The 24635-nt window shown below is 43.6% G+C and carries 23 protein-coding genes and 1 pseudogene; 18 read left to right on the top strand and 6 right to left on the bottom strand.

What is annotated here, in order from left to right:
* Positions 1-347: 347 nt before the first annotated feature.
* From LGZ98_RS18835 to LGZ98_RS18825, 3 genes are all read left to right on the top strand, one after another.
* Positions 348-587, top strand: coding sequence for an HTH-like domain-containing protein (locus LGZ98_RS18835; protein WP_262978391.1), 240 nt, complete (start codon positions 348-350; stop codon positions 585-587).
* A 68-nt stretch (positions 588-655) separates the two neighbouring features.
* Positions 656-3313 (top strand): TrlF family AAA-like ATPase, encoded by a 2658-nt coding sequence (locus LGZ98_RS18830; RefSeq protein ID WP_262978390.1) that lies wholly within the window; start codon positions 656-658, stop codon positions 3311-3313.
* A gap of 26 nt (positions 3314-3339) precedes the next feature.
* Positions 3340-4560, top strand: a complete 1221-nt coding sequence (locus tag LGZ98_RS18825; RefSeq protein ID WP_113041845.1) for an RNA/DNA-binding domain-containing protein — start codon at positions 3340-3342, stop codon at positions 4558-4560.
* A gap of 176 nt (positions 4561-4736) precedes the next feature.
* On the opposite strand, the gene mnmE is transcribed toward LGZ98_RS18825, so the two are convergent.
* From mnmE to rpmH, 6 genes are read right to left on the bottom strand one after another with little or no spacing between them, the layout of a single operon-like run.
* The gene (gene mnmE, locus LGZ98_RS18820) at positions 4737-6101 is read right to left on the bottom strand and encodes a tRNA uridine-5-carboxymethylaminomethyl(34) synthesis GTPase MnmE (protein WP_262978389.1); all 1365 of its coding nucleotides are present in this window, start codon (positions 6099-6101) and stop codon (positions 4737-4739) included.
* A gap of 38 nt (positions 6102-6139) precedes the next feature.
* A complete protein-coding gene (locus LGZ98_RS18815) occupies positions 6140-6394 on the bottom strand; it encodes a hypothetical protein (RefSeq protein ID WP_146748075.1) in 255 nt (84 codons plus the stop codon).
* On the bottom strand, positions 6342-7982 hold the full coding sequence (gene yidC, locus LGZ98_RS18810) for a membrane protein insertase YidC (protein ID WP_113041847.1): 1641 nt from the start codon (positions 7980-7982) through the stop codon (positions 6342-6344). Before yidC ends, LGZ98_RS18815 begins: the two co-directional genes overlap by 53 nt.
* Before the next feature lie 2 nt (positions 7983-7984).
* A complete protein-coding gene (gene yidD / locus LGZ98_RS18805) occupies positions 7985-8245 on the bottom strand; it encodes a membrane protein insertion efficiency factor YidD (protein WP_112879275.1) in 261 nt (86 codons plus the stop codon).
* Positions 8209-8568 (bottom strand): ribonuclease P protein component, encoded by a 360-nt coding sequence (rnpA, locus tag LGZ98_RS18800; protein ID WP_113041848.1) that lies wholly within the window; start codon positions 8566-8568, stop codon positions 8209-8211. The genes yidD and rnpA overlap by 37 nt, the downstream gene beginning before the upstream one ends.
* 16 nt (positions 8569-8584) lie before the next feature.
* Positions 8585-8725, bottom strand: a complete 141-nt coding sequence (rpmH, locus tag LGZ98_RS18795) for a 50S ribosomal protein L34 (RefSeq protein WP_004093983.1) — start codon at positions 8723-8725, stop codon at positions 8585-8587.
* Between the two features lie 690 nt (positions 8726-9415).
* On the opposite strand from rpmH, the gene dnaA reads away from it, so the two are divergent.
* The 15 genes and pseudogenes from dnaA (at position 9416) to LGZ98_RS18720 (ending at position 24485) form a co-directional block, all read left to right on the top strand.
* A complete protein-coding gene (dnaA, locus tag LGZ98_RS18790) occupies positions 9416-10804 on the top strand; it encodes a chromosomal replication initiator protein DnaA (protein WP_113041849.1) in 1389 nt (462 codons plus the stop codon).
* A gap of 4 nt (positions 10805-10808) precedes the next feature.
* Positions 10809-11909 (top strand): DNA polymerase III subunit beta, encoded by a 1101-nt coding sequence (gene dnaN / locus LGZ98_RS18785; RefSeq protein WP_112879278.1) that lies wholly within the window; start codon positions 10809-10811, stop codon positions 11907-11909.
* Between the two features lie 21 nt (positions 11910-11930).
* Entirely contained in the window at positions 11931-13016 is a 1086-nt protein-coding gene (gene recF, locus LGZ98_RS18780) for a DNA replication/repair protein RecF (RefSeq protein WP_113041850.1), read from the top strand.
* A gap of 25 nt (positions 13017-13041) precedes the next feature.
* A complete protein-coding gene (gene gyrB / locus LGZ98_RS18775; protein ID WP_113041851.1) occupies positions 13042-15456 on the top strand; it encodes a DNA topoisomerase (ATP-hydrolyzing) subunit B in 2415 nt (804 codons plus the stop codon).
* A 139-nt stretch (positions 15457-15595) separates the two neighbouring features.
* Positions 15596-15979: pseudogene (locus LGZ98_RS18770) on the top strand (Hcp family type VI secretion system effector); the annotation flags it as partial.
* A 418-nt stretch (positions 15980-16397) separates the two neighbouring features.
* Positions 16398-17570 (top strand): phage tail sheath protein, encoded by a 1173-nt coding sequence (locus LGZ98_RS18765; RefSeq protein WP_036782415.1) that lies wholly within the window; start codon positions 16398-16400, stop codon positions 17568-17570.
* Between the two features lie 10 nt (positions 17571-17580).
* On the top strand, positions 17581-18096 hold the full coding sequence (locus LGZ98_RS18760) for a phage major tail tube protein (RefSeq protein ID WP_036782412.1): 516 nt from the start codon (positions 17581-17583) through the stop codon (positions 18094-18096).
* A 26-nt stretch (positions 18097-18122) separates the two neighbouring features.
* A complete protein-coding gene (locus LGZ98_RS18755; RefSeq protein WP_011144426.1) occupies positions 18123-18440 on the top strand; it encodes a phage tail assembly protein in 318 nt (105 codons plus the stop codon).
* A 14-nt stretch (positions 18441-18454) separates the two neighbouring features.
* Positions 18455-18574 (top strand): GpE family phage tail protein, encoded by a 120-nt coding sequence (locus LGZ98_RS18750; protein ID WP_011144425.1) that lies wholly within the window; start codon positions 18455-18457, stop codon positions 18572-18574.
* On the top strand, positions 18567-20993 hold the full coding sequence (locus LGZ98_RS18745; protein WP_262978388.1) for a phage tail tape measure protein: 2427 nt from the start codon (positions 18567-18569) through the stop codon (positions 20991-20993). Before LGZ98_RS18750 ends, LGZ98_RS18745 begins: the two co-directional genes overlap by 8 nt.
* A 2-nt stretch (positions 20994-20995) precedes the next feature.
* A complete protein-coding gene (locus tag LGZ98_RS18740; RefSeq protein WP_112878681.1) occupies positions 20996-21460 on the top strand; it encodes a phage tail protein in 465 nt (154 codons plus the stop codon).
* Positions 21457-22542 (top strand): phage late control D family protein, encoded by a 1086-nt coding sequence (locus LGZ98_RS18735; RefSeq protein WP_228902759.1) that lies wholly within the window; start codon positions 21457-21459, stop codon positions 22540-22542. Before LGZ98_RS18740 ends, LGZ98_RS18735 begins: the two co-directional genes overlap by 4 nt.
* A 76-nt stretch (positions 22543-22618) precedes the next feature.
* A complete protein-coding gene (locus LGZ98_RS18730) occupies positions 22619-22840 on the top strand; it encodes an ogr/Delta-like zinc finger family protein (RefSeq protein ID WP_011144421.1) in 222 nt (73 codons plus the stop codon).
* A gap of 205 nt (positions 22841-23045) precedes the next feature.
* On the top strand, positions 23046-24152 hold the full coding sequence (asd, locus tag LGZ98_RS18725) for an aspartate-semialdehyde dehydrogenase (protein WP_228902761.1): 1107 nt from the start codon (positions 23046-23048) through the stop codon (positions 24150-24152).
* Positions 24153-24329: 177 nt separating this feature from the next.
* A complete protein-coding gene (locus LGZ98_RS18720) occupies positions 24330-24485 on the top strand; it encodes a hypothetical protein (protein WP_158536527.1) in 156 nt (51 codons plus the stop codon).
* The last annotated feature ends 150 nt before the right edge of the window (positions 24486-24635 follow it).

The raw sequence follows: 24635 nt of genomic DNA, 5'->3' as shown, positions 1-24635 counted from the left end.
CTTATTGAAATTTTATTTCATATTTTATCGGACTTAGCTATTTTTTCTTTAATTTTTCTGAATTGTTGGGAACTGGATCAAGTTTCCCTGTTGAGGATTGACACTCTGTTTTAATCTGTTCGATAAGATGATAGGTGGCTGCAATTGCGTTTGGCAAAAATCTTCCTGAGGCAACCGCATTATCCAACTGTTATCAGATGAATACTTGCGATCAACATGCACAGATATTCATTCTATTTGCAAATAGTCTAGAACGTTTACCAACGCAACTACAGTCTTTCTTGCAGTACGCATATAAATTAGCTAATTTAGCTAAATTAGCTAGATGTTCGATGGTAAAGGTTATGATAAACGAACAAGATATTTACGAAAGGATCAAGCAGGTTTTAGCGAATGCGCCACGCAATCAGTACACGGCTGAGCTGCATCTACAAATGATTAAGTATTCCGATGAGCTGAAGAACATTACAGCTAAAGACTTTTGTGAAGGTGTTGGGCTTACCCAAAGTTTTGGCACTGAGTTCAGTAAAATGCGCAATTTGACGCAGCGTTTGAAAACCGCAGGACTTAATACGGATCTGCTTTAAGACAATTTTGTCGATGTAAATTACCAAAGCCTGAACGATGAATATGCCTGTATAAGTGGAGTATAAGTATGACTATTCAGACCAATAAGTACGCTAAAGCACGCTTTTTCAAGTGTGCATTGCAGGTAAATTCTTCAGGCTACATAAAATATCGGGGGCAGCAACAGGCGCTTTCTGAAGATGACTATAACCAGCAATTGTTAAATGCTGCGCTAGAGATGGAAATTAAAGTCATTGGCCTAGCTGATCATGGGTCGGTGAATGGTTTTGAAAAGATCAGAGATCTCTTTGCACAATATGGAATCGTGGTGTTTCCCGGCTTCGAAGTTGCCTCTAGTGAGAAAATTCACTTCGTTTGCTTGTTTGATGAATCAGAGTCAGCTGATCAGATAAAAATGCATTTGGGGGCATTGGGTGTGGATATAAACCAGCCGGAAGCCCCAGTGCAGAAATCTGCTACGGATATTATTAATTACGTAAACGCTCAGGGTGGTTTCATTTTCGCGGCCCACTGTACCAATGATGATGGCGTGTTAAAGCGGCGGATGAATCATATTTGGCAACATAATGGGCTGTTGGCTGCTCAGATCCCAGGTTCAGTTGAGGACTTAAAGGGTGTAGAGAGCGACTTTTATCGTAAAGTTTTCCTGAATAAGGATGATAACTATCGCCGCGAACGGGAAATGGCTGCCATCAATGCCGCTGATGTGGCGAAGCCTGAAGCTATTAAAGCTGATGGCGCTTCTTGTTTAATTAAAATGACCAAGCCCTGTTTCACTTCTTTCAAGCAAGCTTTTTTAGATGCTGGCTCCAGAGTGCGGCTAAATTCAGACAAACCGGAAAACTATGCGTCAGCTATCGAACGTATTCGTTTTGTCGGTGGCTATCTTGATGGTATGGATATTGAATTATCAGATCACTTAAACGCGGTGATTGGTGGTAGAGGTACGGGCAAATCAACCCTGCTGGAGTGTATTCGCTATGCTTTTGGTTTAGAACCTTTTGGTAAAGCATCGAAAGCTCAGCATGACGCTATTGTAAAAAATAACTTAGGTATCGAAAAAGGTATGGTTGAAGTAAGTGTTCGCTCTGCAACCATGCATGGCCGCATATTTACGGTGAGCCGCAAATATGGAAACCAGCCAGTGGTGAATGAAAACGGCAGAATTTCACCTTATCACCCCGAAGATTTACTGCCTGGCGTTGAGCTGTACGGTCAGAATGAAATTTATGAAATGACTCGGGATGAGCAAAGCCGAAACCTACTTATTAAACGATTCTTGGAAAGTGAGCACGAACAGTTTGAGAAGGCCATAGTCAAAGTGCTAATGAGCCTTAAGGATAATCGTGAAACCATTATTCGTGCGCTTAGCCAAAAAGCAGATGTTGAGGCAGAAGTTGAGCGCTTACCCAAGTTATTGGATCAGGCTAAACAACTCCAAGCGCTGGGTATTGATGAAAAGTTGAAAGTGATTCCAAAGCTGGAAAAGGAAAAACAACTGAGTGGAAGAGTTAATGAAGAAATTACTCAAGTGAAAGAAGCTATCAACATCTTAAAAGACAGTTTGCCAGATACGGTATTTTTAAGCGATGCCAGCTTAGAAGGATTGCCACACTTAGATCTTTTAAAACAAAAGCGTCAAGTTTTGGAAATGTTAAAGAATTCTTTAACTCAATGTTTAATCCAGGTTGAGGAGCTCTCCAGTAAAGCCTTGAGTGATTTACTTCCTCTACAGCAACAACTGTCGGAAAGGTTGCGAGCGGAAGAACAACAACTTGAAAATGCGTTTAAAGACATACCTACAAGTCAGGGTAAAACGGGTCGGCAGATTGGTGCTGAATATCAAACCTTACTAAAGCAAATTGAACAGATTCGCCCAAAAGAAACTGCCTTGCAAAACCGACAAACCCAACTCAACGAGCTCTATAGTCAGCGGAAGAAACTATTGCTTGAGTTAGATCAGCAGACCAGTACACGTGCTAGCACCATGCAGAAATCGGTTAAACGGCTCACTCGCAAGTTGGATCAAAAGGTACGCCTTAGCCTGAATTCTAAAGGTAACCGCCAAGAATTAGTGAATTTCCTGAGTGATTGCAATTTGGAAGGTGTTGGGCAGGCAAGACTAGCGTGGGTTTTAGAGGGTGAGTTCACACCAGCTAATCTTGCTGCCACTATTCGCCAAGGTGAGGCTGAATTAACCTCTAATTTCGGTATATCTAATTCCGTTGTACGAGCGTTAAGCCGTTTGCCTGAGCGTAAACTGCTTGAGCTAGAAGAGTTGCTGCTTCCCGATACAATAGCGATTGAGCTGAATATAACTCACGGTGAACGGGAGGCCGTTTTCCGCCCAATTGGGGAACTATCGACCGGCCAACAATGTACGGCGATTTTACACCTATTGCTATTGGACAACCAAGATCCGCTTATCCTTGATCAGCCGGAGGATAACCTTGATAACGCCTTTATCGCTGAGCGTATAGTTGCTGAGCTGCGCAGAGCCAAGCTGAGCCGACAGTTCTTGTTCGCAACCCACAACGCCAATATTCCGGTATTTGGTGATGCGGAATGGATTGGTGTGCTGAGTGTGGAAGATAACAAAGGGTTGATCCTACCAGAACAGCAGGGTGCGATCGATATGCCAAAAGTGCAAAAACTAGCGGCAGATATATTGGAAGGTGGTAAGAGTGCGTTTAATCAACGCCGTGAAAAGTACGGCTTTAACTAAATGCTTTACTTCCTTGGGAGAGAACGATGTTAAAAACAGAATTGTTGGAAATTATTGCCAATGGCGAAAATTCAGGTGTGGAGTTTAAGCGAGATGATATACGTCCTGAGCAGTTAGCCAAAGAAGTTGTTGCCATGGCCAACTTTCAAGGGGGACGGGTACTGCTAGGTGTGGAAGATGACGGCACTATTAGTGGCGTGCAAAGGCATGATCTTGAAGAGTGGGTTATGAATGTCTTTCAGGGCAAAATTCATCCGATGATGCTGCCGTTTTACGAAGAAGTGAAATTGGATGATGGCAAACTGGTTGCTGTCGTTAGCTTTCCCATCGGCATTTCGAAGCCCTACATCGTTCGCCATAGCGGAAAAGAGGAAATCTATATTCGTATTGGGACAACATCGAGGCTAGCAACTAGAGAGCAGCAGATACGATTGTTTGAATTGGGTGGAATACTGCATACCGAAGTAATGCCTGTGCCTCGTACAGATATGAGTTGTTTGGATGACGCTCGCCTAACCAATTATGTAAAGGATATCTTACGAGATCCCGATGTACCTAAAACGCCTGATGAATGGCAAGCAAGGCTACTTGGACTGGGTTTTTTAACCGAAGCCGCAGGCAATGTTTGCTGCACAATAGCTGGCTTGGTGTTATTTGGTAAAAGCCCGAGACGCTATCTCAAACAAGCGGGTTTACGGGTCATGGTATTTCATGGTGAAGATAAGGAATACCAAGCTGCATTGGATGACATCATTGATGGCCCAATGGTCGGGCGCTGGGATCTTGAAAATGGTGATAAACGGCTAGTCGATGGTGGCGTTATTGAAAGATTCATGGAGGCTATGAGTCCCTTTATTTCTCAAGAGTCTGATCAGGTGAATGAAGAGTTAAGGCGAGAGACACGGTGGTTTTATCCACTTGAGGCCGTTAGAGAAGCATTGGTCAATGCGCTGGCGCACCGCGATTGGACACGTTTTGTTGAAATTGAGGTATCTAGTTATTCTGACCGGCTTGAAGTCATTAGCCCAGGCTCTTTACCAAACTCCATGACGGTAGAAAAAATGAAAGCAGGACAGCGTTCACCCAGAAATATCATTGTTATGGAAGTATTACGTGATTATGGCTATGTCGATTACCGAGGAATGGGTGTGAGGACCAAAATTATGCCACTAACGAAAGCGTTAACAGGTAAAGATCCTGAGTTTGATTTGACAGACGATCATTTAAAAACAATCTTGTTCCGGTAACAGATGTTGTGGCTGTTGGAACAGCGTATACCGCACTGTATTTGGCGCTTTTAAAACAGCGCCATTTTTTTAAAAGCAATCGGAAAACGACTTTGCAATGCGCGATGGAATTCCGGTAAAACGGATCAAAGCGAAGTAAATGGGTTTTGAAGCGTTACACTTTAAAAATGACCACTTCACTTACCAATACAAAAACTCGAAAAAATCCGTCCTAGCAGATCATCGGAAGTAAATTCACCCGTGATCTCACTCAATGCCTGCTGCGCCAGACGCAGCTCTTCTGCCAGCAATTCACCCGAACGGGCAACCACCAATTGTTCATAGCCCTGTTGTAAATGTTCCGCTGCGGTATTTAATGCTTGTAAATGGCGACGACGAGCCAAGAAACCACCTTCGGTATTACTGCTAAAACCCATCGTCTCTTTCAGATGATCACGCAATAAATCGATGCCTTCACCACTACGGGCAGAAAGTCTAACCAGCGAGTAACCACTTACTTCTGCAATACTTGTCTCTTCATCAGTCATATCTGTCTTATTACGAACGACTGTGATAGGGAGCGATTTAGGCAGACGAGCCATAAATTCAGGCCAGATTTCCACAGGTTCAACCGCGTTCGTTGTCGTGCTATCTACCATAAACAGTACACGATCAGCCTGCTCAATTTCCTGCCAAGCACGCTCAATACCAATACGCTCAACTTCATCACTGGCTTCACGCAAACCTGCGGTATCAATAATATGCAACGGCATACCGTCAATATGGATATGTTCACGCAGCACATCACGAGTCGTGCCTGCAATATCCGTCACAATCGCCGCTTCACGGCCTGCTAATGCATTAAGTAGACTGGACTTCCCTGCATTAGGGCGACCGGCAATAACAACTTTCATCCCTTCACGTAAAAGGCTGCCCTGATGAGCCTGAGCACGTACACGCCCAAGCTCAGCCATCACTTCAGCCAATTTGGCCTCGATTTTCCCATCAGAAAGGAAATCAATCTCTTCATCTGGAAAATCAATAGCCGCTTCTACATAGATTCGTAAGTGAGTAAGTGCTTCCACCATCTGGTGAACTTGAGTCGAAAAAGCGCCCTGTAAGGAATTCATCGCTGAACGGGCAGCCTGCTCCGAACTGGCATCGATCAGGTCAGCAATGGCTTCCGCCTGAGCTAAATCCAGTTTGTCATTAAGAAAAGCGCGTTCAGAAAACTCACCAGGATTAGCGATTCGCACACCTGGCAGAGTCAGAATACGTTTAAGTAGCAAATCGAGAATAACCGGCCCACCATGCCCTTGAAGCTCCAGTACATCTTCTCCGGTAAATGAATTGGGTCCCGGAAAGTAAATAGCAATCCCCTGATCAAGTATCTGACCATCTACATCACGAAATGGCAGATAATCTGCATAACGAGGTTTGGGTAATTTATCTAATACCACCTCAGCTACCTGTGCAGCTTTCGGGCCGGAAACACGCAAAATGCCAACCCCTCCTCGTCCTGGTGGGGTAGCCTGAGCAACAATCGTATCCGTGGTATTCATGGTTATCTCTCTATTGACTTTTTCGCTCAAATTGCTTTTTAACTCAAATAGTTAAGGCGGTCAATGACCGCCTTTCCCGTGACAACGGCCAGCATATTCTGGCTGAAGCTATACCCGTCATCTTTCGAGTTGCCTCTTTGTTGGCTGCGCTCACTCACCCCAGTCACATCGTTATCTATGCTCCCGGGGATTCGCTCCCTTGCCGACGCGATGCATCTTGAAATCCATAGGGTATATGTTTTATTTCGCTGGCTTTTTCTCGCGACTATGCAAACCGCGTTTTTCCAGCCCACGATAAATTAATTGCTGCTGAATAATTGTCACCAAGTTACTGATGATATAGTACAGAACCAGACCTGATGGGAACCACAGGAAGAATATGGTAAATATGACTGGCATATAGGTCATAATCTTCTGTTGCATCGGATCAGTAATTGTTGTCGGAGACATTTTCTGGATAATGAACATGGTTACACCCATCAGCAACGGCAGGATGTAATAAGGATCTTGTGCAGACAAATCATTAATCCAGCCAGCAAATGGCGCATGACGTAATTCAACAGAACCCATCAACATGTAATATAAAGCAAGGAAGATTGGCATTTGAATCAACAGAGGCAAACAGCCACCCAGTGGGTTCACTTTCTCTGCTTTATACAATGCCATCATTTCCTGGCTCATACGCTGTTTATCATCACCAATACGCTCGCGCATAGCCGCCAATTTAGGCTGTAACAAACGCATTTTCGCCATTGAAGTGTATTGTGCTTTGGTCAGCGGGTACATGATACCACGCACAATAAAGGTGATAACAATGATGGAGAAGCCCCAGTTACCAATAAAACCATGCAGGAACTTCAACAGCTTAAATAATGGCTGAGAGATAAACCACAACCAACCGTAGTCTACGGACAGATCCAGATGAGGTGCTACAGCGGCCATTTCATCTTGAATTTCCGGACCAATCCACAGTGTAGAAGAGACCTTTTTTTCACTGTTAGCAGCAACAGAGATTGGTGCACTCTTATAGCCAATCGCAGCCATCTCTTTACCTAATGCGGCAGTGTAAAAAGTGCTGGTTTCATTAGCCACAGGAACCCACGCGGTAGCAAAATATTGTTGCAACATGGCAATCCAGCCACCTTTGGTGGTCACGGACAAAGATTCACCTTCAATATCGCTAAAGCTGTATTTTTTGTATTTGGTATCATCTGAAGAATAGGCTGCACCACGGTAAGTATGCAGGGCAAAGTTACTGCTGCCTGTATCACGATGCTTTGGTAGTTCAACACTCTGTTTCAACTGACCAAAAAAGGTCATCTGTAACGGTTTTTCTGTCGTGTTATGAATATGGTAATCCACACTAATCGCGTATTCACCACGTTTCAGGACAAATGTTTTGACGTAAACAATGCCATTTTTAGTGACGAAATTCATCGGGATACGCAATTCATCCTGTCCGTCAGCCAATGCATAGCTATCCTGTGCTGCGGTATACAGCGGGCGCTCACTATTCATCGGGTTATCTGGGCCATCTTTCCCCGTCAATCCGCTTTGCGCTTGATAAGTGAAAGCAGATGTTGTTTCCAACAACTTGAAGGGCTGGCTTGAACCCAGGGTATCAGGATAGGCTAACAGGTCAGCCTCTTCGATATCACCGCCACGAGTATTGATGGTCAAAGAGAGCACATCAGTTTTAACCGTGATAAGTTTACCTTTTCCACTGCCTGGTACAGCTTGATTCTCACTGCTCGGCATATCCGTTTGTTGCGTGGCCTGTACTGTCGTTGGCTGCGGATTTTTATCTGCTTCCCATGCTTGCCAGACCAAGAAAGAAACGAACAGCAAAGCGATGAGAAGAAGATTACGTTGCGAATCCATCGTTAGTGTTCTCTGTTATCGTTGTTTTTTACCGGTGGGACAGGATCATCACCACCTTCATGTAAAGGGTGGCATTTTAATACGCGTTTCACCGTTAACCAACAGCCTTTTATCACCCCAAATCGGCATAATGCCTCAATGCCATATTGAGAGCATGTAGGATTAAAGCGACAACGAGGCCCCAACAGCGGGCTTATTACCAACTGATATCCCCGGATTAATGCGATCAGGAAACGCGAGCCAAACGACAGTGACGACGCCATAATTTACCCAACGACTCCGTTAACGCACGGTTATCAAGCTCAGCAACGCCTTTCCTAACCAATACCACAAAATCCATAGGAGGCAAGTTATGTTGGTTTAAACGGAAGCTTTCACGGGCTAACCGCTTAATCCGGTTACGCTCATGAGCACGTTTAACATTTTTCTTGGCTATAGTAAGACCGATACGGGGATGCCCCAGCTCGTTCGGGCGACCAAGGATAGTAATCTCTGGCGAACTTGCCCGTTGGGGTTGCTGGAAAACATAAGTAAAATGCTTGGGAGTTAACAAGCGTAACTCCCTCGGAAAAGCGAGCTTAACCACTAGATGGTTAGCTTTATTACTTAGAAACGGTCAGACGAGTACGGCCTTTTGCACGACGGCGAGCCAGAACCTGACGACCATTTTTGGTAGCCATACGAGCGCGGAAACCATGAGAACGGTTACGCTTCAGTACGGATGGTTGGAAAGTGCGTTTCATAGCGATTTCTACCTAACTTAAGATTATTACTGATTCAGTAAATGCGTTGGCAGCCAGTGAGAAATAGACACCGATGCCTCAATCGCAACATCAATATAAAAGAAGCGGGATTGTAATAAAATGTACAGCCCTGAGTCAATTTACATAACACAAAGTTGGCCGGCTTTTCTACTGAGTTGGATGTTTACCAACACTCTGGCCCATGTGTACACCAGACCCTTCACCAAACATTATCGGTAAAAACTCTGGTATCGCACATAGGGTGCAATATTATACGGACTACTGAACAAAGCGCAACGATCACTGGCAGATCTTCGTTTTTTGTTATGATCCTTGGTCCGATTTTATTTTGAATATCGGCTTATTCTCGATCTGCATTTGGCATCCTCCATAATTCCACTACAACCCCTTTACAGCCCTTTATTTCACACACAATTTTATCCTGTGGATAAAAAGCGCTTAAACTGTGTAAAAGAATGAAGATCTATATCGTCTTTTGCGCTATGATCCCAAGCCATGATTTGGATCTTATCCTCGGATCATGGGGGAGCGATGACATTAAAAATCGCCATATACATAACAATTGATCCTTCCTCGCCATAGAGGAGTCGTTGTTTTGTACCCAATATAATGAGCTAACCACTCCGATTTCTTTAATTGTTAATTGGCCTTGTTTTAGGGGAGTCCACCGTGTCACTTTCGCTTTGGCAGCAATGTCTTGCCCGATTGCAGGATGAATTACCTGCCACAGAATTCAGTATGTGGATACGCCCCCTTCAGGCAGAGCTAAGTGGTAACACTCTGGCACTTTATGCCCCAAATCGGTTCGTTCTGGACTGGGTAAGAGAGAAGTATATCAACAATATCAATGGATTGTTGAATGACTTCTGTGGAGCAGAAGTACCATTATTACGTTTCGAAGTTGGCAATAAACCCGTTTCCAAAAACGATAGCCCACCACAAAGGGTTGTTGCTCATACGCCAGTTACACCTGCACCACAGAGCGCATCAGTACGCCCCAGTTGGGATAACACTACGGTACAACCAGAGCTCTCTTATCGCTCTAATGTTAACCAAAAACATACTTTTGATAACTTTGTTGAAGGTAAATCCAACCAACTTGCTCGTGCTGCTGCAAGACAGGTAGCTGATAATCCCGGCGGTGCCTATAACCCACTATTTCTTTATGGTGGTACGGGTTTGGGTAAAACCCACCTATTACATGCCGTAGGTAACAGTATTATGGCACGTAAGGCAAATGCCAAGGTGGTCTATATGCATTCTGAACGTTTTGTTCAGGATATGGTCAAGGCATTACAAAATAATGCAATAGAAGAGTTCAAACGCTATTACCGCTCTGTCGACGCATTACTGATCGATGATATTCAGTTTTTTGCCAATAAAGAACGCTCTCAAGAAGAGTTCTTCCACACATTCAATGCATTACTGGAAGGTAATCAACAGATTATTCTGACATCAGATCGCTACCCAAAAGAGATCAATGGGGTAGAAGATCGGTTAAAATCCCGTTTTGGCTGGGGGCTAACCGTCGCAATTGAACCACCGGAACTCGAAACCCGTGTCGCTATTTTGATGAAAAAGGCAGACGAAAACGAAATCCAGTTACCAGGAGAAGTTGCTTTCTTTATAGCCAAACGTCTGCGTTCTAATGTCCGTGAGCTTGAAGGGGCATTGAACAGGGTAATAGCAAATGCCAATTTTACTGGCCGAGCGATTACTATTGATTTTGTCCGTGAAGCATTACGTGATCTGTTAGCACTGCAAGAAAAACTGGTTACCATTGATAATATTCAGAAAACAGTCGCTGAGTATTATAAAATCAAGGTGGCCGATTTACTTTCCAAACGGCGCTCCCGTTCCGTTGCCCGTCCAAGGCAAATGGCAATGGCGCTGGCAAAAGAGTTAACCAACCACAGCTTGCCTGAAATCGGGGATGCCTTTGGTGGACGTGACCACACAACTGTGCTGCATGCTTGTCGTAAAATCGAGCAACTGCGTGAAGAAAGTCACGACATCAAAGAGGATTTTTCTAACTTAATCAGAACATTGTCTTCCTAGTGCTATGAAATTTATCATTGAACGTGAGCAATTGTTAAAACCACTGCAACAGGTCAGTAGCCCGCTGAGTGGGCGTCCTACTCTGCCTATTCTTGGTAATTTATTACTACAGGTTACAGAAGGTTCCCTGTTGCTGACCGGCACAGATTTAGAAATGGAAATGATGGCAAGAGTCACGCTTTCATTGCCACACGAAGAAGGTGCAACCACGGTACCGGCACGTAAATTCTTTGATATCTGGCGAGGTTTGCCAGATGGGGCCGAGATCAGTGTAGAACTGGATGGCGACCGCCTATTGGTGCGTTCTGGTCGCAGCCGTTTCTCACTTTCCACATTGCCCGCTTCTGATTTTCCAAATCTTGATGACTGGCAAAGTGAGGTGGAGTTTTCACTGCCACAAGCCACACTGAAGCGCCTTATTGAATCAACTCAATTCTCAATGGCTCACCAGGATGTCCGCTATTACCTCAACGGTATGTTGTTTGAAACCGAAGGAGAAGAGCTGCGTACAGTTGCAACGGATGGTCACCGTCTGGCAGTCTGTTCTATGGGAATTGGTCAAAAGCTGCCTTCCCATTCGGTCATCGTGCCACGTAAAGGCGTTATTGAACTAATGAGATTGCTGGATGGTGGCGATACTCCGCTACAGTTACAAATTGGCAGTAACAATATTCGTGCCCACGTTGGCGACTTTATTTTCACCTCTAAATTGGTGGATGGACGTTTTCCTGATTATCGTCGCGTATTACCAAAGAACCCGGATAAAACTCTGGAAGCTAATTGCGATATGCTGAAACAGGCTTTTTCACGCGCAGCTATTCTCTCTAATGAGAAATTTCGCGGAGTTCGCCTTTATTTCAGTGAAAACCAGCTAAAAATCACAGCAAATAACCCTGAACAGGAAGAAGCCGAAGAGATTGTAGATGTCAGCTATCAAGGTGCTGAAATGGAAATAGGCTTTAATGTCAGTTACGTGCTAGATGTTCTCAATACACTAAGATGTGAAGAGGTCCGTTTACTACTGACTGATGCTATTTCCAGTGTTCAGATAGAAGACTGTGCAAACCACAATGCGGCTTATGTCGTGATGCCAATGCGCCTGTAACCGGATTTTTATTTCAGGTATATGACTCTCACGCGTTTACTTATCCGCGGTTTTCGTAATATCGCCGCCGCTGATTTGCCTCTAGCTACCGGATTTAACTTTCTGGTTGGATCTAATGGCAGCGGCAAAACCAGCGTACTGGAAGCGATTTATACGCTGGGTCACGGGCGCTCTTTTCGTAGTATTCAGGCGGGACGGGTAATCCGTCATGACTGCGATGAGTTCGTTCTACATGGGCGGTTAGGACAACAGGAGAATGAGCGGGAACGGTCTATCGGTCTGAGTAAAAACCGTAATGGCGACAGTAAAGTTAGAATTGATGGTAGTGATGGCTGTAAAATTGCAGAATTGGCCAAGATGTTACCTATGCAGCTTATTACTCCAGAAGGGTTTACCCTGTTAAATGGCGGGCCAAAGTATCGACGGGCTTTTATTGACTGGGGATGCTTTCACAATGAGCCACGCTTTTTTTCTGCATGGGTAAACTTAAAACGGCTACTCAAACAACGCAATGCAGCACTACGACAAGTTACCCGCTACAGCCAGATACGGCCTTGGGATCAGGAATTGGTACCACTCGCTAACCAAATAAATCAGTGGCGTGGTGAATATGTTACAAACATCACTCAGGATATCACGAATACCTGTAAGCAGTTTTTACCCGAATTTACATTAAGTTTCTCTTTTCAACAAGGATGGGACAAAGAGAGTGATTATGCTGAATTACTGGAGCGCCAATTTGAGCGTGACAGAACGTTAACCTATACAGCTTCCGGCCCACATAAGGCAGATCTGCGCATTCGTGCAGAAGGAACGCCAGTAGAAGATATGCTATCCCGCGGTCAATTAAAGTTACTGATGTGCGCACTGCGGCTAGCACAGGGTGAATATTTCACCCGACAGAGCGGACAACAATGTCTGTATCTGCTTGATGATTTTGCCTCCGAACTGGATGCCGGCCGCCGTCAGTTGCTGGCCGCTCGTCTAAAATCCACGCAAGCTCAGGTATTTGTCAGTGCGATAAATCCTGACCAAATAACAGACATGCTTGATGGAAATAGCAAGATGTTTCGCGTGGAAAATGGCAAAATAGAGGTTCAACCATAGGATTAAAAATGAGCGAGAAACGTTGATGTCGAATACATATGACTCCTCAAGTATCAAGGTATTAAAAGGGCTGGATGCGGTTCGTAAACGTCCGGGCATGTATATCGGTGATACAGACGATGGTACCGGCTTACACCACATGGTCTTCGAGGTTGTCGACAACGCTATCGACGAAGCCCTCGCAGGCCACTGTAGTGAAGTTATCGTCACTATCCATGCTGATAACTCAGTCTCCGTACAGGATGATGGCCGCGGTATTCCTACCGGTATACACGAAGAAGAAGGTGTTTCAGCAGCTGAAGTTATTATGACGGTGCTGCATGCGGGGGGTAAATTCGATGATAACTCTTATAAGGTCTCCGGCGGTTTACATGGCGTAGGGGTTTCTGTTGTTAACGCCTTGTCTGAAAAGCTGGAGTTGGTTATCCGCCGTGACGGTAAAGTTCATGAACAGACTTATCACCTTGGTGTGCCACAAAGCCCACTGAAAGTCGTTGGAGAAACTGAACAAACAGGTACCCGTGTCCGCTTCTGGCCGAGCATGGATACTTTCAGTAATAACACAGAATTCCAGCACGACATTCTGGCTAAACGCCTGCGTGAACTATCCTTCCTGAATTCCGGTGTATCCATCCGTCTTATTGATAAGCACACTAATATAGAAGACCACTTCCATTATGAAGGTGGAATTAAAGCGTTTGTTGAGTTCCTAAATAAAAACAAAACACCCATTCATCCAAATGTTTTCTATTTTTCTACAGAAAAAGATGGCATCGGCGTTGAAATTTCAATGCAATGGAATGATGGTTTCCAGGAAAATATTTACTGCTTTACCAATAATATCCCACAACGCGATGGGGGAACTCACTTAGTTGGCTTCCGTACTGCGATGACACGTACCCTTAATAGTTACATGGATAAAGAAGGGTACAATAAGAAATCCAAAGTCAGCGCCACTGGTGATGATGCCCGGGAAGGTTTAGTTGCTGTTATTTCCGTTAAAGTGCCTGATCCAAAATTCTCTTCTCAGACTAAAGACAAACTCGTCTCCTCCGAAGTGAAAACTGCGGTTGAAACGCTGATGAATGAGAAGCTGGTGGAATACTTATTGGAAAATCCAAACGACGCTAAAACCGTTGTCAGTAAAATTATTGATGCTGCTCGCGCTCGTGAAGCAGCCCGTAAAGCGCGTGAAATGACACGTCGTAAAGGCGCTCTTGATCTGGCTGGGCTGCCAGGCAAACTGGCAGATTGTCAGGAACGTGATCCAGCACTCTCTGAACTCTACTTAGTGGAAGGGGACTCTGCGGGTGGCTCGGCAAAACAGGGACGGAACCGTAAAAATCAGGCAATTTTGCCGCTAAAAGGCAAAATCCTGAATGTCGAAAAAGCACGTTTCGATAAAATGCTCTCTTCTCAGGAAGTAGCAACCCTGATCACTGCATTGGGCTGCGGTATTGGCCGTGACGAATATAACCCAGATAAGCTACGTTACCACAGCATTATCATCATGACGGATGCGGACGTCGATGGTTCTCATATTCGTACCCTATTGCTGACTTTCTTCTATCGTCAAATGCCAGAAATCATTGAACGTGGTCATGTGTTTATTGCTCAACCACCGTTGTATAAAGTCAAAAAAGGCAAACAAGAACAATATATTAAAGATGATGAAGCAATGGATGAGTACCAACTATCCATTGCACTAGATGGCGCTTCACTTTACACCAATGAACACGCGCCAGCCTTGAGAGGCGAACTGCTGGAAAAATTGGTGACCGAATTTAATGGTGTTCAAAAAATCATTAAACGCATGGAACGTCTGTATCCGCTAAGTTTATTGAATAGCCTAATTTATCATCCGAAACTGACCGAAGAAGTATTGTCTGATAAGGCGAAAGTTGAAGAATGGATTGAAATGCTGGTCATCCGTCTGAATGACAGTGAACAAAACGGCAGCAGCTACAGTTATCGCCTCCATGAAAATCGTGAGCGCCAAATGTACGAACCGGTGCTGTGTGTTCGTACACATGGTGTTGATACTGATTATCTATTGGACTTCGATTTTGTCCACGGTGGCGAATATCACCGTATCACTCTATTAGGCGACAAACTTCGCAACTTGATCGAAGAAGACGCGTACATCGAACGTGGTGAACGCCGCCAACCAGTTAGCAGCTTTGAACAAGCGCTAAACTGGTTGACTAAAGAGTCACGCCGTGGGTTGTCTATACAGCGTTATAAAGGTTTGGGAGAAATGAACCCTGAACAGTTATGGGAAACGACCATGAACCCGGAAACTCGCCGCATGATGCGTGTGACAGTAAAAGATGCCATTGCAACTGACCAACTATTCACAACTCTGATGGGTGATGCTGTTGAACCTCGGCGAGCGTTTATTGAAGAAAATGCCCTGAAAGCAGCCAACATTGATATCTAGTTGATATTATTATCAATTTAAAAAGCGCTCATATTAATTCTCTATGGGCGTTTTTTTTATCTGTTATTTATAACCAATAAAGTGTAATTTATTTAATGTTTCTGTAAAACATCACTTAAATATAATCTGGGGGTATAATATGGCTGACATGATTTACATGACAATAAAGGGAAAAAAACAGGGGTTAATATCGGCTGGATGTTCTTCTGTTGATTCTATTGGTAATAAATATCAAGCAAACCATCTTGATCAGATATTAGTTTATAGCTTAAGCCATGCGATAACACGGGCTCAAAATGTTGATCATCAACCCATTATTATCCAAAAACCTATCGACAAATCATCACCATTACTCGGTGTTGCTATTTCTGAGAATGAGTCTCTTGAATGCTCTATTGATTTTTACCGAACTAACTCAAATGGTGCTCAAGAACGTTATTACAATATAAAGATCACTGGCGCCACAATCACTGAAATAAGTGTCTTACATCCACATTCATTGAATCATAATGAGCTTCCACCATAGGAAGATTTTTCAAAACTCACTAATCCGTGAAATTTCCAACAGAATAGTCTCGTATTGGTACTAAGCGGGGGGTATATATGGCAAAGATTGGCTATATTTAGGTGCCAATAAATGACCAGAACGGTGGTTTATGAAAAAATGCGTTGATATGTATAAATTATCATCTATTTTTGTAGGGAAAATCTGTGAAAAAATAATCAATGAACAGAGCTAAAAGTTCACGCCAGAAGAAACAGATATTGATTTGTAGAGATTTCCTTTTCCACACGCAATAAAGTACAAGTAGTTAAATTATTAGAAAAAATAATAAATTAACCAACCTGATTTGTATCATCTCCCACACATTTCCCATCGAATGATTTAATAATTCGGATACTTCAACATAGCGGGACACCTTAACAGGAGAACCGCTAATATGGCACAAGATTATCATCACGGCGTCCGTGTACAGGAAATTAACGAGGGCACGCGTACCATCACTACAGTTAGCACCGCTATTGTTGGTATGGTCTGTACTGGTCCTGAAGCAGACGAAAAAACTTTTCCACTAAACACTCCGGTCTTGATTACTGATGTTTCACTCGCCATTGGCAAAGCTGGTAAAACCGGTACATTGCCTCAGGCACTCAAAGCTATCTCAGACCAGTCTAAACCCGTTACTGTTGTTGTCCGTGTAGCACAAGGTGAAACGGAAGAACAAACTACCAGCAACATCATTGGTACTACAACTAATGAAGGTAAGAAAACCGGTATACAGGCACTGTTGGCAGCACAAAGCCAATTAGGTGTGAAGCCTCGTATTCTGGGAGTCCCTGGGCTGGATACAAAAGCTGTTGCTGTTGAGTTGGCGAGTATCGCGCAGAAACTGAGAGCAATGGCTTATATCAGTGCCTATGGCAGTAAGACTATCTCAGAAGTTATCGAATATCGCAAAAACTTCAGTCAACGAGAACTGATGTTGATTTGGCCTGATTTTTTAAGTTGGGATACTGTTTCTAATAAAGAAACTATCGCCTACGCTACAGCTCGTGCATTGGGTTTGCGTGCAAAAATTGATGAAGAAACAGGTTGGCACAAAACACTGTCCAACATCGGTGTCAATGGTGTGACCGGTCTTTCAGCAGACGTCTTCTGGGATCTTCAAGATCCAGCAACAGATTCAGGCCTGCTAAACCAAAATGGTATTACGACACTTATCCGTAAGAACGGCTTCCGTTTCTGGGGTTCCCGTACCTGCGCAGATGACCCATTGTTCCAGTTCGAAAGTTACACTCGTACTGCCCAAGTATTAGCTGACACTATGGCAGAAGCACATATGTGGGCGATCGATAAACCACTGACTCCTTCACTGGTACGAGACATTATCGAAGGTATCAATGCTAAGTTCCGCGAACTGAAATCTGGGGGTTACATTATTGACGGTCAGTGTTGGTATGACGAAAACGCCAATGATAAAGACACCTTGAAAGCGGGCAAATTGACCCTCGATTACGACTATACACCTGTACCACCACTGGAAAACATGATGTTACGCCAGCGTATTACAGATCGTTACCTGATGGATTTCGCGAAAAGCATAAACGGCTAAGGGGACACAGATGGCATTACCTCGCAAACTTAAATTCCTGAACTTATTTAATGATGGCAATAGTTATCAGGGAATCGTGGAAGAACTTACTCTGCCTAAGCTGAGTCGTAAACTGGAAACCTATCGTGGCGGTGGTATGAACGGTAGCGCAACCGTGGACTTAGGCTTGGATGAAGGTGCATTGGACGTTGAATTTACTCTGGGAGGTATGGAAGCTCAACATTATCGGCAATGGGGTCTGACCAAAGCCGATGGCGTGATGTTGCGCTTTGCGGGCTCCTGCCAGCGCGATGATACCAGCGATGTGATTGCTGTTGAAATCGTGATGCGTGGCCGTTTCCATGAATTTGACCACGGTACTTATAAGCAAGGAGATAATACTCAGACCAAAATCAGCGCTAAAAACACCTATTTTAAATTGACATGGGACGGTGAAGTTCTGATCGAAGTGGATACCGTTAACATGGTTGAAGTCGTTAATGGTGAGGATCGCTTGGCAGATCACCGTCGCGCTATGGGTCTTTAATCTAATCGGATAAACAAGGTTGAACCATGACAGAAACACTAATTACTCAAAACGACGAGCAGCGCACAATCGTATTAGAAGAACCGCTTGCACGTGGTAGTAGCAACATCACTGAAGTGGTGGTGCGCAAACCGAACAGTGGCGCGCTGCGGGGTGCTCGGCTACAGGCTTTGCTGGAGATGGATGTGGATTCAATGATATTGGTTTTGCCACGTGTTACCACACCAGCGCTCACTAAAAGCGACCTGTTGTCAATGACACCCGGCGATCTGATTAATCTCAGTGTTGAGGTGGTCAATTTTTTGTTACCGAAGTCGGCGAAGTCCGGTTTCCAGACCGACTAACCGTAGATGAATTGGTGGCAGATATTGCCACCGTTTTCCACTGGTCTCCGGCAGTGACAGATGAAATGTCACTACCGGAATTACTGGACTGGCGACATCGGGCCATCTTACGAAGTGGTGCAGAAAATGAGTAATACACAGTCACAGCTTAAATTGGTAATACAGTCCGTTAATAAGCTGACCAGCGCCTTGAAATCTGCCCAGCGAAATAATAAAAGGTTGGCGGATTCTCTCCGGCAAAATCGCGATGAATTCAAGCGATTAAATCAGACTTATGAAGCAATTAAACCTTATTCTGCTCCTGAATATGCGAAGGAAACTGCGCATACCAGTAACAAAAAGGAAGAAGATCGCGGTGAAGGTCGTTATAGCAAAATCAAAGAGCTTCGTGACCGCGTTAGCCAATATGGTGCTAGTGCAAAATCAGCCGGTAGCAACATACTGACAACCAGTAAAAACTTTCTGATGCCGGGTTATGATCTTAATGTTCAAATGTCTAAAATTCAGGCACAAACCAATATTGAAAAAAATTCTCCTGAATACGCCATGTTGCTTAACCAAAGTCGTGAGTTGAGCAAAAGTACAGGGATTCCGGCCAGTCAGATTGCACAGGGACAGAGCCTGTATGCCTCCAAGGGGTATTCTCCTGACCAGATAAAGAATGTGATGCCTGGTGCGGTATTAATGTCTCAGGCAAGCGGTACAGATTTCGCCAATGTGGTTGATATTAGTACTAATGTACTGGAAGGGTTTAAATTACAATCCGAAGAGATGGGGCATGTTAGTGATGTTTTGACGGCAACGTTTATTGGCTCAAAAACAACGTTGGCGGGATTGGGTGACACCATGAAATCTGCCGCTCCAGCGGCCACTTCTTTGGGGATTGATATTGAAACCGTTGCGGCTGCTACAAGAAAGCTAAGTGATGCCAATATTAAGGGAAGTGAAGCTGGAGAGGCTTTGAGCAATGTACTAAGTCGGTTGGCTGAACCACCTAAAGCTGCTGCCGCCGCATTGAAACAACTAGATATTAAAACTCGTGATGCTAAAGGTAATTTACGGCAATTACCTGATATTCTCGTTGAACTAGATGATAAAACCCGTTCAATGAACGGTAAACAACGTACGAGTTATTTCACCGCAATTGGTGGTGAAAACGCTGCTCCTGCTTTGGATATATTGGTAAATCAGGCAGGGCAGGGAGGATTGCAAACTTTTATCGCTGGACTAAAAAATGTTCAAGGTGAATCCCAAAAAGTTGCATCTGTAGTGACGAATAATCTCACCGGTGATATCCAAAAACTCAATGCCGCTTGGAGTAATCTGGGCGTTCAGATGTTTTCTGGCGTAGAAGGTCCTGCAAGAGAAGTCACTCAGCAAGTAACAAATGTAGTCAATAAAGTCAGTGAATGGATGGAAGCCAACCCACGCTTGGCTGCAACGCTTGCGACTATTACGGTGGTGGTCGGAGGCATGTTAACTGTGTTTGGCGCATTGGCACAGGCGATCGCTTCGATATTGCTTCCATTAGCTGTAGCGAAATATAGTCTTACTTTCTTTGGTAGTACTGGTGTGAGGGCGCTCGGATTAGTCGGGAATGCTCTGAAAATGTTGGGTAGCACTATGATGATCGTCGGTCGTTTGATGATGGCTAACCCAATCCTCGCCATTATTGGTGTCATTGCGATGGCAGCTGTTTATATTTGGCAAAACTGGGAAACATTGGGGCCGAAATTTTCTCAGCTTTGGGAAAATATTAAAATTAGCCTAAGTGAGAAATGGGAATCCATTAAACAAAGTGTTTTGCAAACCTGGGAAAGTATTAAAACTAATATCAGTAATGCCTGGGAATTAGTTAAGCAGAACACGTTGGATATCTGGGAGAATATTAAAATATCGATTTCGGATAAATGGAATGAAATTATTACTGACGTAATGAATCTGTCAAGTAAATTTAAAGAGGTTGGCACAGCGATAGTTAACAGTTTATTGGAGGGGATTAATGAAAAATGGGAAGCCCTGAAAAATAAACTGACTTCATTGTCTGAGTATCTCCCTGACTGGATGCGGTCAAAGGAGGATATTTCAAAAGACGCCAGTAATAATGTGAGTCCTAATGTTAGTTCGGTTCTGCCCAAACATGACAAGGGGGGAATTATTCCGGCTGGCCGATTTGGTATTGTTGGTGAATATGGACCAGAAATTGTCACTGGCCCTGTTAATGTTATTAGCCGCCGACAGACTGCTAAACTTGCTGCCGCTGCGGCATTTTCTTTGAGCGTAATGGCGCCTTCTACCGCAGCCAGAACCGCACCATTGCATGTTCAGAGCTTACCGGTTCATGCTTATCCTCAGATTCAGGAAAAGAAAGCGGACAAACGTCAGATGGTAGAGTACCGCAGTGAATCACCGGTCTATCATATAAATATCTATGGTGCACCGGGGCAATCTGCGCAGGATATTGCAGCAGCGGTTAGGCGCGAATTGGATGATCGGGAACGTAAACAGCAGGCGCGTTTACGCAGTTCATTCTCTGATAGAGGAGAATTCTAATTATGATGGCTGCACTGGGTTTATTTGTTTTTATGTTGAAAACCACACCATACCAGAGTATGCAACATCAGCAGTCATGGCGGCATGCTTTTAACAGCCGTATCGGGATGCGGCCTGCCTGGCAATTTCTGGGGCCGGATAACGACACAATGACACTTTCCGGTTCGTTATATCCAGAAATTACCGGTGGTCGTTTATCATTGACGGTACTACAAGTGATGGCTGATAGCGGTAAAGCTTGGTCCTTTATAGATGGCAGTGGCACGGTTTACGGTATGTTTGTCATTGAGAGTATCGACCAGACGAAAACTGAATTTATGTCGAATGGTTCTGCCCGCAAAATTGATTTCACATTGACATTACGGCGAGTGGATAGTTCTCTAAGTGAAATGTTCGGTGATCTTCAGGAACAATTCTCTATGCTTACAGACAATTTGTCAGATAGAGTCAGAGAGGTGTTGCCATGACATCTGAATTTGGCAGAGGTTCCGAAAAAGGCAGTGCACCGGCATTTCTTTTGGAAATTGACAATAAAGATATCAGCGGGCGCATTCAATCGCGCCTGATATCACTAACAATGACAGATAATCGTGGCTTTGAAGCCGACCAGCTTGATATTGAACTGGATGATGCAGATGGAAGTTTGGTGCTACCTTCCAGAGGTAATGTAATTTCATTGGCGTTGGGATGGCGTGATCAGCCACTGATTAGTAAAGGGCGTTTTACTGTGGATGAAATTGGTCACAGTGGAGCGCCGGACAAATTAACAATTCGTGCCCGTAGTGCTGATTTCCGTGAATCTCTCAATATGAGACGTGAAGAGTCTTATCATCAGAAAACAATAGGTGATATTGTCCATACTATCGCTGCTAGAAATAACCTTACCGCTGATTTACATCAGGATATTGCGAAGATATTTATTAATCATATTGATCAGACGAATGAGTCAGATGGTAGTTTTCTTACGCGCTTGGCAAGGCAAGAAGGGGCAATTGCTTCAGTAAAAAATGGTAAGTTGATATTTATTCGGCAGGGACAGAATAAAACAGCCAGTGGTGCGGTTATCCCTGCATTAGTGATTACACGTCGGTCAGGTGACAACCACAATTTTACGCTATCCGACCGAGAGTCTTATACTGGCGTGGTAGCAAACTGGTTGGATGTCCGTAAACCGGAGAAAAAACATACCTTAACCGTTGAGCGAAAAAGTCAGAAAAATGCTGATAAATTAACCTCTTATTTAGTAGGTAGCAAAGATAATGTATTAGAACTTTCCCGTATTTATGCTGATGAAGCCAGTGCTAAACGTGCTGCCAAGGTTGCCTGGGAAAAAATACAACGCGGAGCAGCGACGTTTTCGATTCAACTGGCTCAGGGGCGTGCAGATCTCTACCCTGAAATACCAATCAAAGTTACCGGCTTTAAACCAGAAATAGATGCTGCCGAATGGACATTAACGACAGTCACTCACACGGTGAATGGATCTGGTGGTGGTTTTACAACAGCACTGACTCTGGAATTAAAAATTGATGATCTCGACATGAAATAATTGTTCTTTAAGTGAGATCTCATTGCTATATTGTTCACATTATGAGAGTTCATGTTTTAGTTAAGGGTAAGAAAATATGATCAAGTGTCCTCTTTGTGGTAAAGCGGCTCATGCACGCAGCAGCTTTGAGCATTCCTGCCATACAAAAGAACGTTATAATCAATGCCAAAATATCAATTGTGGTGCAACTTTCGTCAGCCATGAAACGTTTGTTCGCTTTATTTCCAAACCTGGTGAAGTAATAAGTGTTAAGCCGCATCCCAAAGAAAAAACTAAAACTCAATTGAATGTGACTTGAAAATTAAAAGTTAATGGTAAATATTTGCCACCAAACAGGTGGCTTTTTACTTGGATGCTCGATTTGTTATATATCTTGCTGCTAGCTACGTTGCTAAATATCTTGTGAATTAGTTAATAAATTCACTTGCGTCCCTGGTCATATTTTGTCAGTTTTGATGTAATCAGAATCACTGATCAACACTCACCAAAGTAGGACAATAATGATGAAAAATGTGGGCTTTATCGGCTGGCGCGGTATGGTCGGCTCAGTATTAATGCAGCGTATGATTGAAGAGCAGGATTTTGATGTTATTCGTCCGGTATTCTTCACGACATCACAATACGGACAGCCAGCACCTGATTTCACTGGTCAGCAAGGTACGTTACAGAATGCTTTCGATATCGAAGCTCTTGGTGTTTTGGATATTATTATTAGCTGCCAGGGGGGAGATTATACTAATGAGATTTATCCAAAGTTAAGGGCAACGGGTTGGCAGGGATATTGGATTGATGCAGCGTCAGCGCTGCGTATGAATGCTGATTCCATTATTATTCTTGATCCAGTTAACCATACGCATATTCAGCAAGGTCTTAATAAAGGCATAAAAACTTTTGTTGGTGGTAATTGTACCGTTAGCCTAATGTTGATGTCTTTAGGCGGCTTATTTGCTAATGATTTAGTTGAATGGGTTTCTGTTGCAACTTATCAGGCGGCTTCTGGTGCTGGTGCTCGTCATATGCGGGAATTGCTGGTTCAGATGGGATCTCTACATACTCAGGTAGCAAAAGAGTTGCAAGATCCGGCATCGGCTATTCTGGATATTGAAAGAAAAGTAACGGATTTCACCCGTAGTGGAGTTATGTCAACTGAGCAATTTGGCGTGCCGTTGGCTGGTAGTTTGATTCCGTGGATTGATAAACAACTTGATAATGGCCAAAGCCGTGAAGAGTGGAAAGGGCAGGCAGAAACCAACAAGATTTTGAATACCGGTAATAACATCATTACTGTGGATGGGTTGTGTGTGCGTATTGGTGCTTTGCGTTGCCACAGTCAGGCATTTACTCTGAAATTGAAAAAAGATATTTCGATTCCTGAAATTGAGCAATTACTGGCTGCGCATAATGACTGGGTTCGTGTTATTCCAAATGATCGCGAATTGAGTATGCGCGAATTAACCCCGGCTGCCGTAACGGGAACTTTGAATACTCCTGTAGGACGTTTACGTAAGCTGAATATGGGCTCAGAGTATTTATCTGCTTTTACTGTAGGTGACCAATTGTTGTGGGGAGCAGCAGAGCCTCTGCGTCGTATGCTGCGTATCTTGGTTTAATTATTTTAATCTATTTATTTATGTGAAAATCCACTCGTTATTCGAGTGGATTTATCTATATGGCATTTGATGGTTCTGTTGATTGTTTCTTTATTGGTTTATTTTTGTTATGTTATATAAGTAATGTTAATGATTTTTTCGGTTTGAAAATAAAAAATCGGTTTTATAGGGGGAGATATGAAGCAAGATAACCTACTGGATTTAAAGGTAAGGGAATTAAGAGAGTTGGCGAAAACTTTATCTTTTCGCTATTTAACTCATAGTAAAATAAGAATGGATTTTAATTCAAAAATAAATCTTTTTGTAGAGGATATACTAAATAGCTTTCCATAATACTGATACACCTATGCCTTTTGTTTTCTTTTTGAACAATATTGGTTCTGTATCCTATCTCATTGATTATACAGACCATTTTGATGAAAAAGCTGTATATCTTGGTACACAAGGGCTGGTTGGAAGTGGAGCATAATTATGAAAACTTAT

It is taken from the genome of Photorhabdus kayaii (assembly GCF_025384895.1).
GTDB classification, from domain to species: Bacteria; Pseudomonadota; Gammaproteobacteria; order Enterobacterales; family Enterobacteriaceae; genus Photorhabdus; species Photorhabdus kayaii.
The sequence above is the reverse complement of the archived record's forward strand: the minus strand, read 5'-3'. Positions and strand labels throughout refer to the sequence as shown.

What these genes read in the sequence shown, in the direction of transcription:
- rpmH (WP_004093983.1), bottom strand. Translation starts at nt 8,725, where the DNA reads ATGAAACGCACTTTCCAACCATCCGTACTGAAGCGTAACCGTTCTCAT.
- recF (WP_113041850.1), top strand. Translation starts at nt 11,931, where the DNA reads ATGACTCTCACGCGTTTACTTATCCGCGGTTTTCGTAATATCGCCGCC.
- LGZ98_RS18825 (WP_113041845.1), top strand. Translation starts at nt 3,340, where the DNA reads ATGTTAAAAACAGAATTGTTGGAAATTATTGCCAATGGCGAAAATTCA.
- LGZ98_RS18745 (WP_262978388.1), top strand. Translation starts at nt 18,567, where the DNA reads ATGAGTAATACACAGTCACAGCTTAAATTGGTAATACAGTCCGTTAAT.
- LGZ98_RS18740 (WP_112878681.1), top strand. Translation starts at nt 20,996, where the DNA reads ATGATGGCTGCACTGGGTTTATTTGTTTTTATGTTGAAAACCACACCA.
- LGZ98_RS18765 (WP_036782415.1), top strand. Translation starts at nt 16,398, where the DNA reads ATGGCACAAGATTATCATCACGGCGTCCGTGTACAGGAAATTAACGAG.
- LGZ98_RS18755 (WP_011144426.1), top strand. Translation starts at nt 18,123, where the DNA reads ATGACAGAAACACTAATTACTCAAAACGACGAGCAGCGCACAATCGTA.
- gyrB (WP_113041851.1), top strand. Translation starts at nt 13,042, where the DNA reads ATGTCGAATACATATGACTCCTCAAGTATCAAGGTATTAAAAGGGCTG.
- asd (WP_228902761.1), top strand. Translation starts at nt 23,046, where the DNA reads ATGAAAAATGTGGGCTTTATCGGCTGGCGCGGTATGGTCGGCTCAGTA.
- LGZ98_RS18830 (WP_262978390.1), top strand. Translation starts at nt 656, where the DNA reads ATGACTATTCAGACCAATAAGTACGCTAAAGCACGCTTTTTCAAGTGT.
- yidD (WP_112879275.1), bottom strand. Translation starts at nt 8,245, where the DNA reads ATGGCGTCGTCACTGTCGTTTGGCTCGCGTTTCCTGATCGCATTAATC.
- LGZ98_RS18760 (WP_036782412.1), top strand. Translation starts at nt 17,581, where the DNA reads ATGGCATTACCTCGCAAACTTAAATTCCTGAACTTATTTAATGATGGC.
- LGZ98_RS18735 (WP_228902759.1), top strand. Translation starts at nt 21,457, where the DNA reads ATGACATCTGAATTTGGCAGAGGTTCCGAAAAAGGCAGTGCACCGGCA.
- LGZ98_RS18720 (WP_158536527.1), top strand. Translation starts at nt 24,330, where the DNA reads ATGAAGCAAGATAACCTACTGGATTTAAAGGTAAGGGAATTAAGAGAG.
- dnaN (WP_112879278.1), top strand. Translation starts at nt 10,809, where the DNA reads ATGAAATTTATCATTGAACGTGAGCAATTGTTAAAACCACTGCAACAG.
- mnmE (WP_262978389.1), bottom strand. Translation starts at nt 6,101, where the DNA reads ATGAATACCACGGATACGATTGTTGCTCAGGCTACCCCACCAGGACGA.
- yidC (WP_113041847.1), bottom strand. Translation starts at nt 7,982, where the DNA reads ATGGATTCGCAACGTAATCTTCTTCTCATCGCTTTGCTGTTCGTTTCT.
- LGZ98_RS18730 (WP_011144421.1), top strand. Translation starts at nt 22,619, where the DNA reads ATGATCAAGTGTCCTCTTTGTGGTAAAGCGGCTCATGCACGCAGCAGC.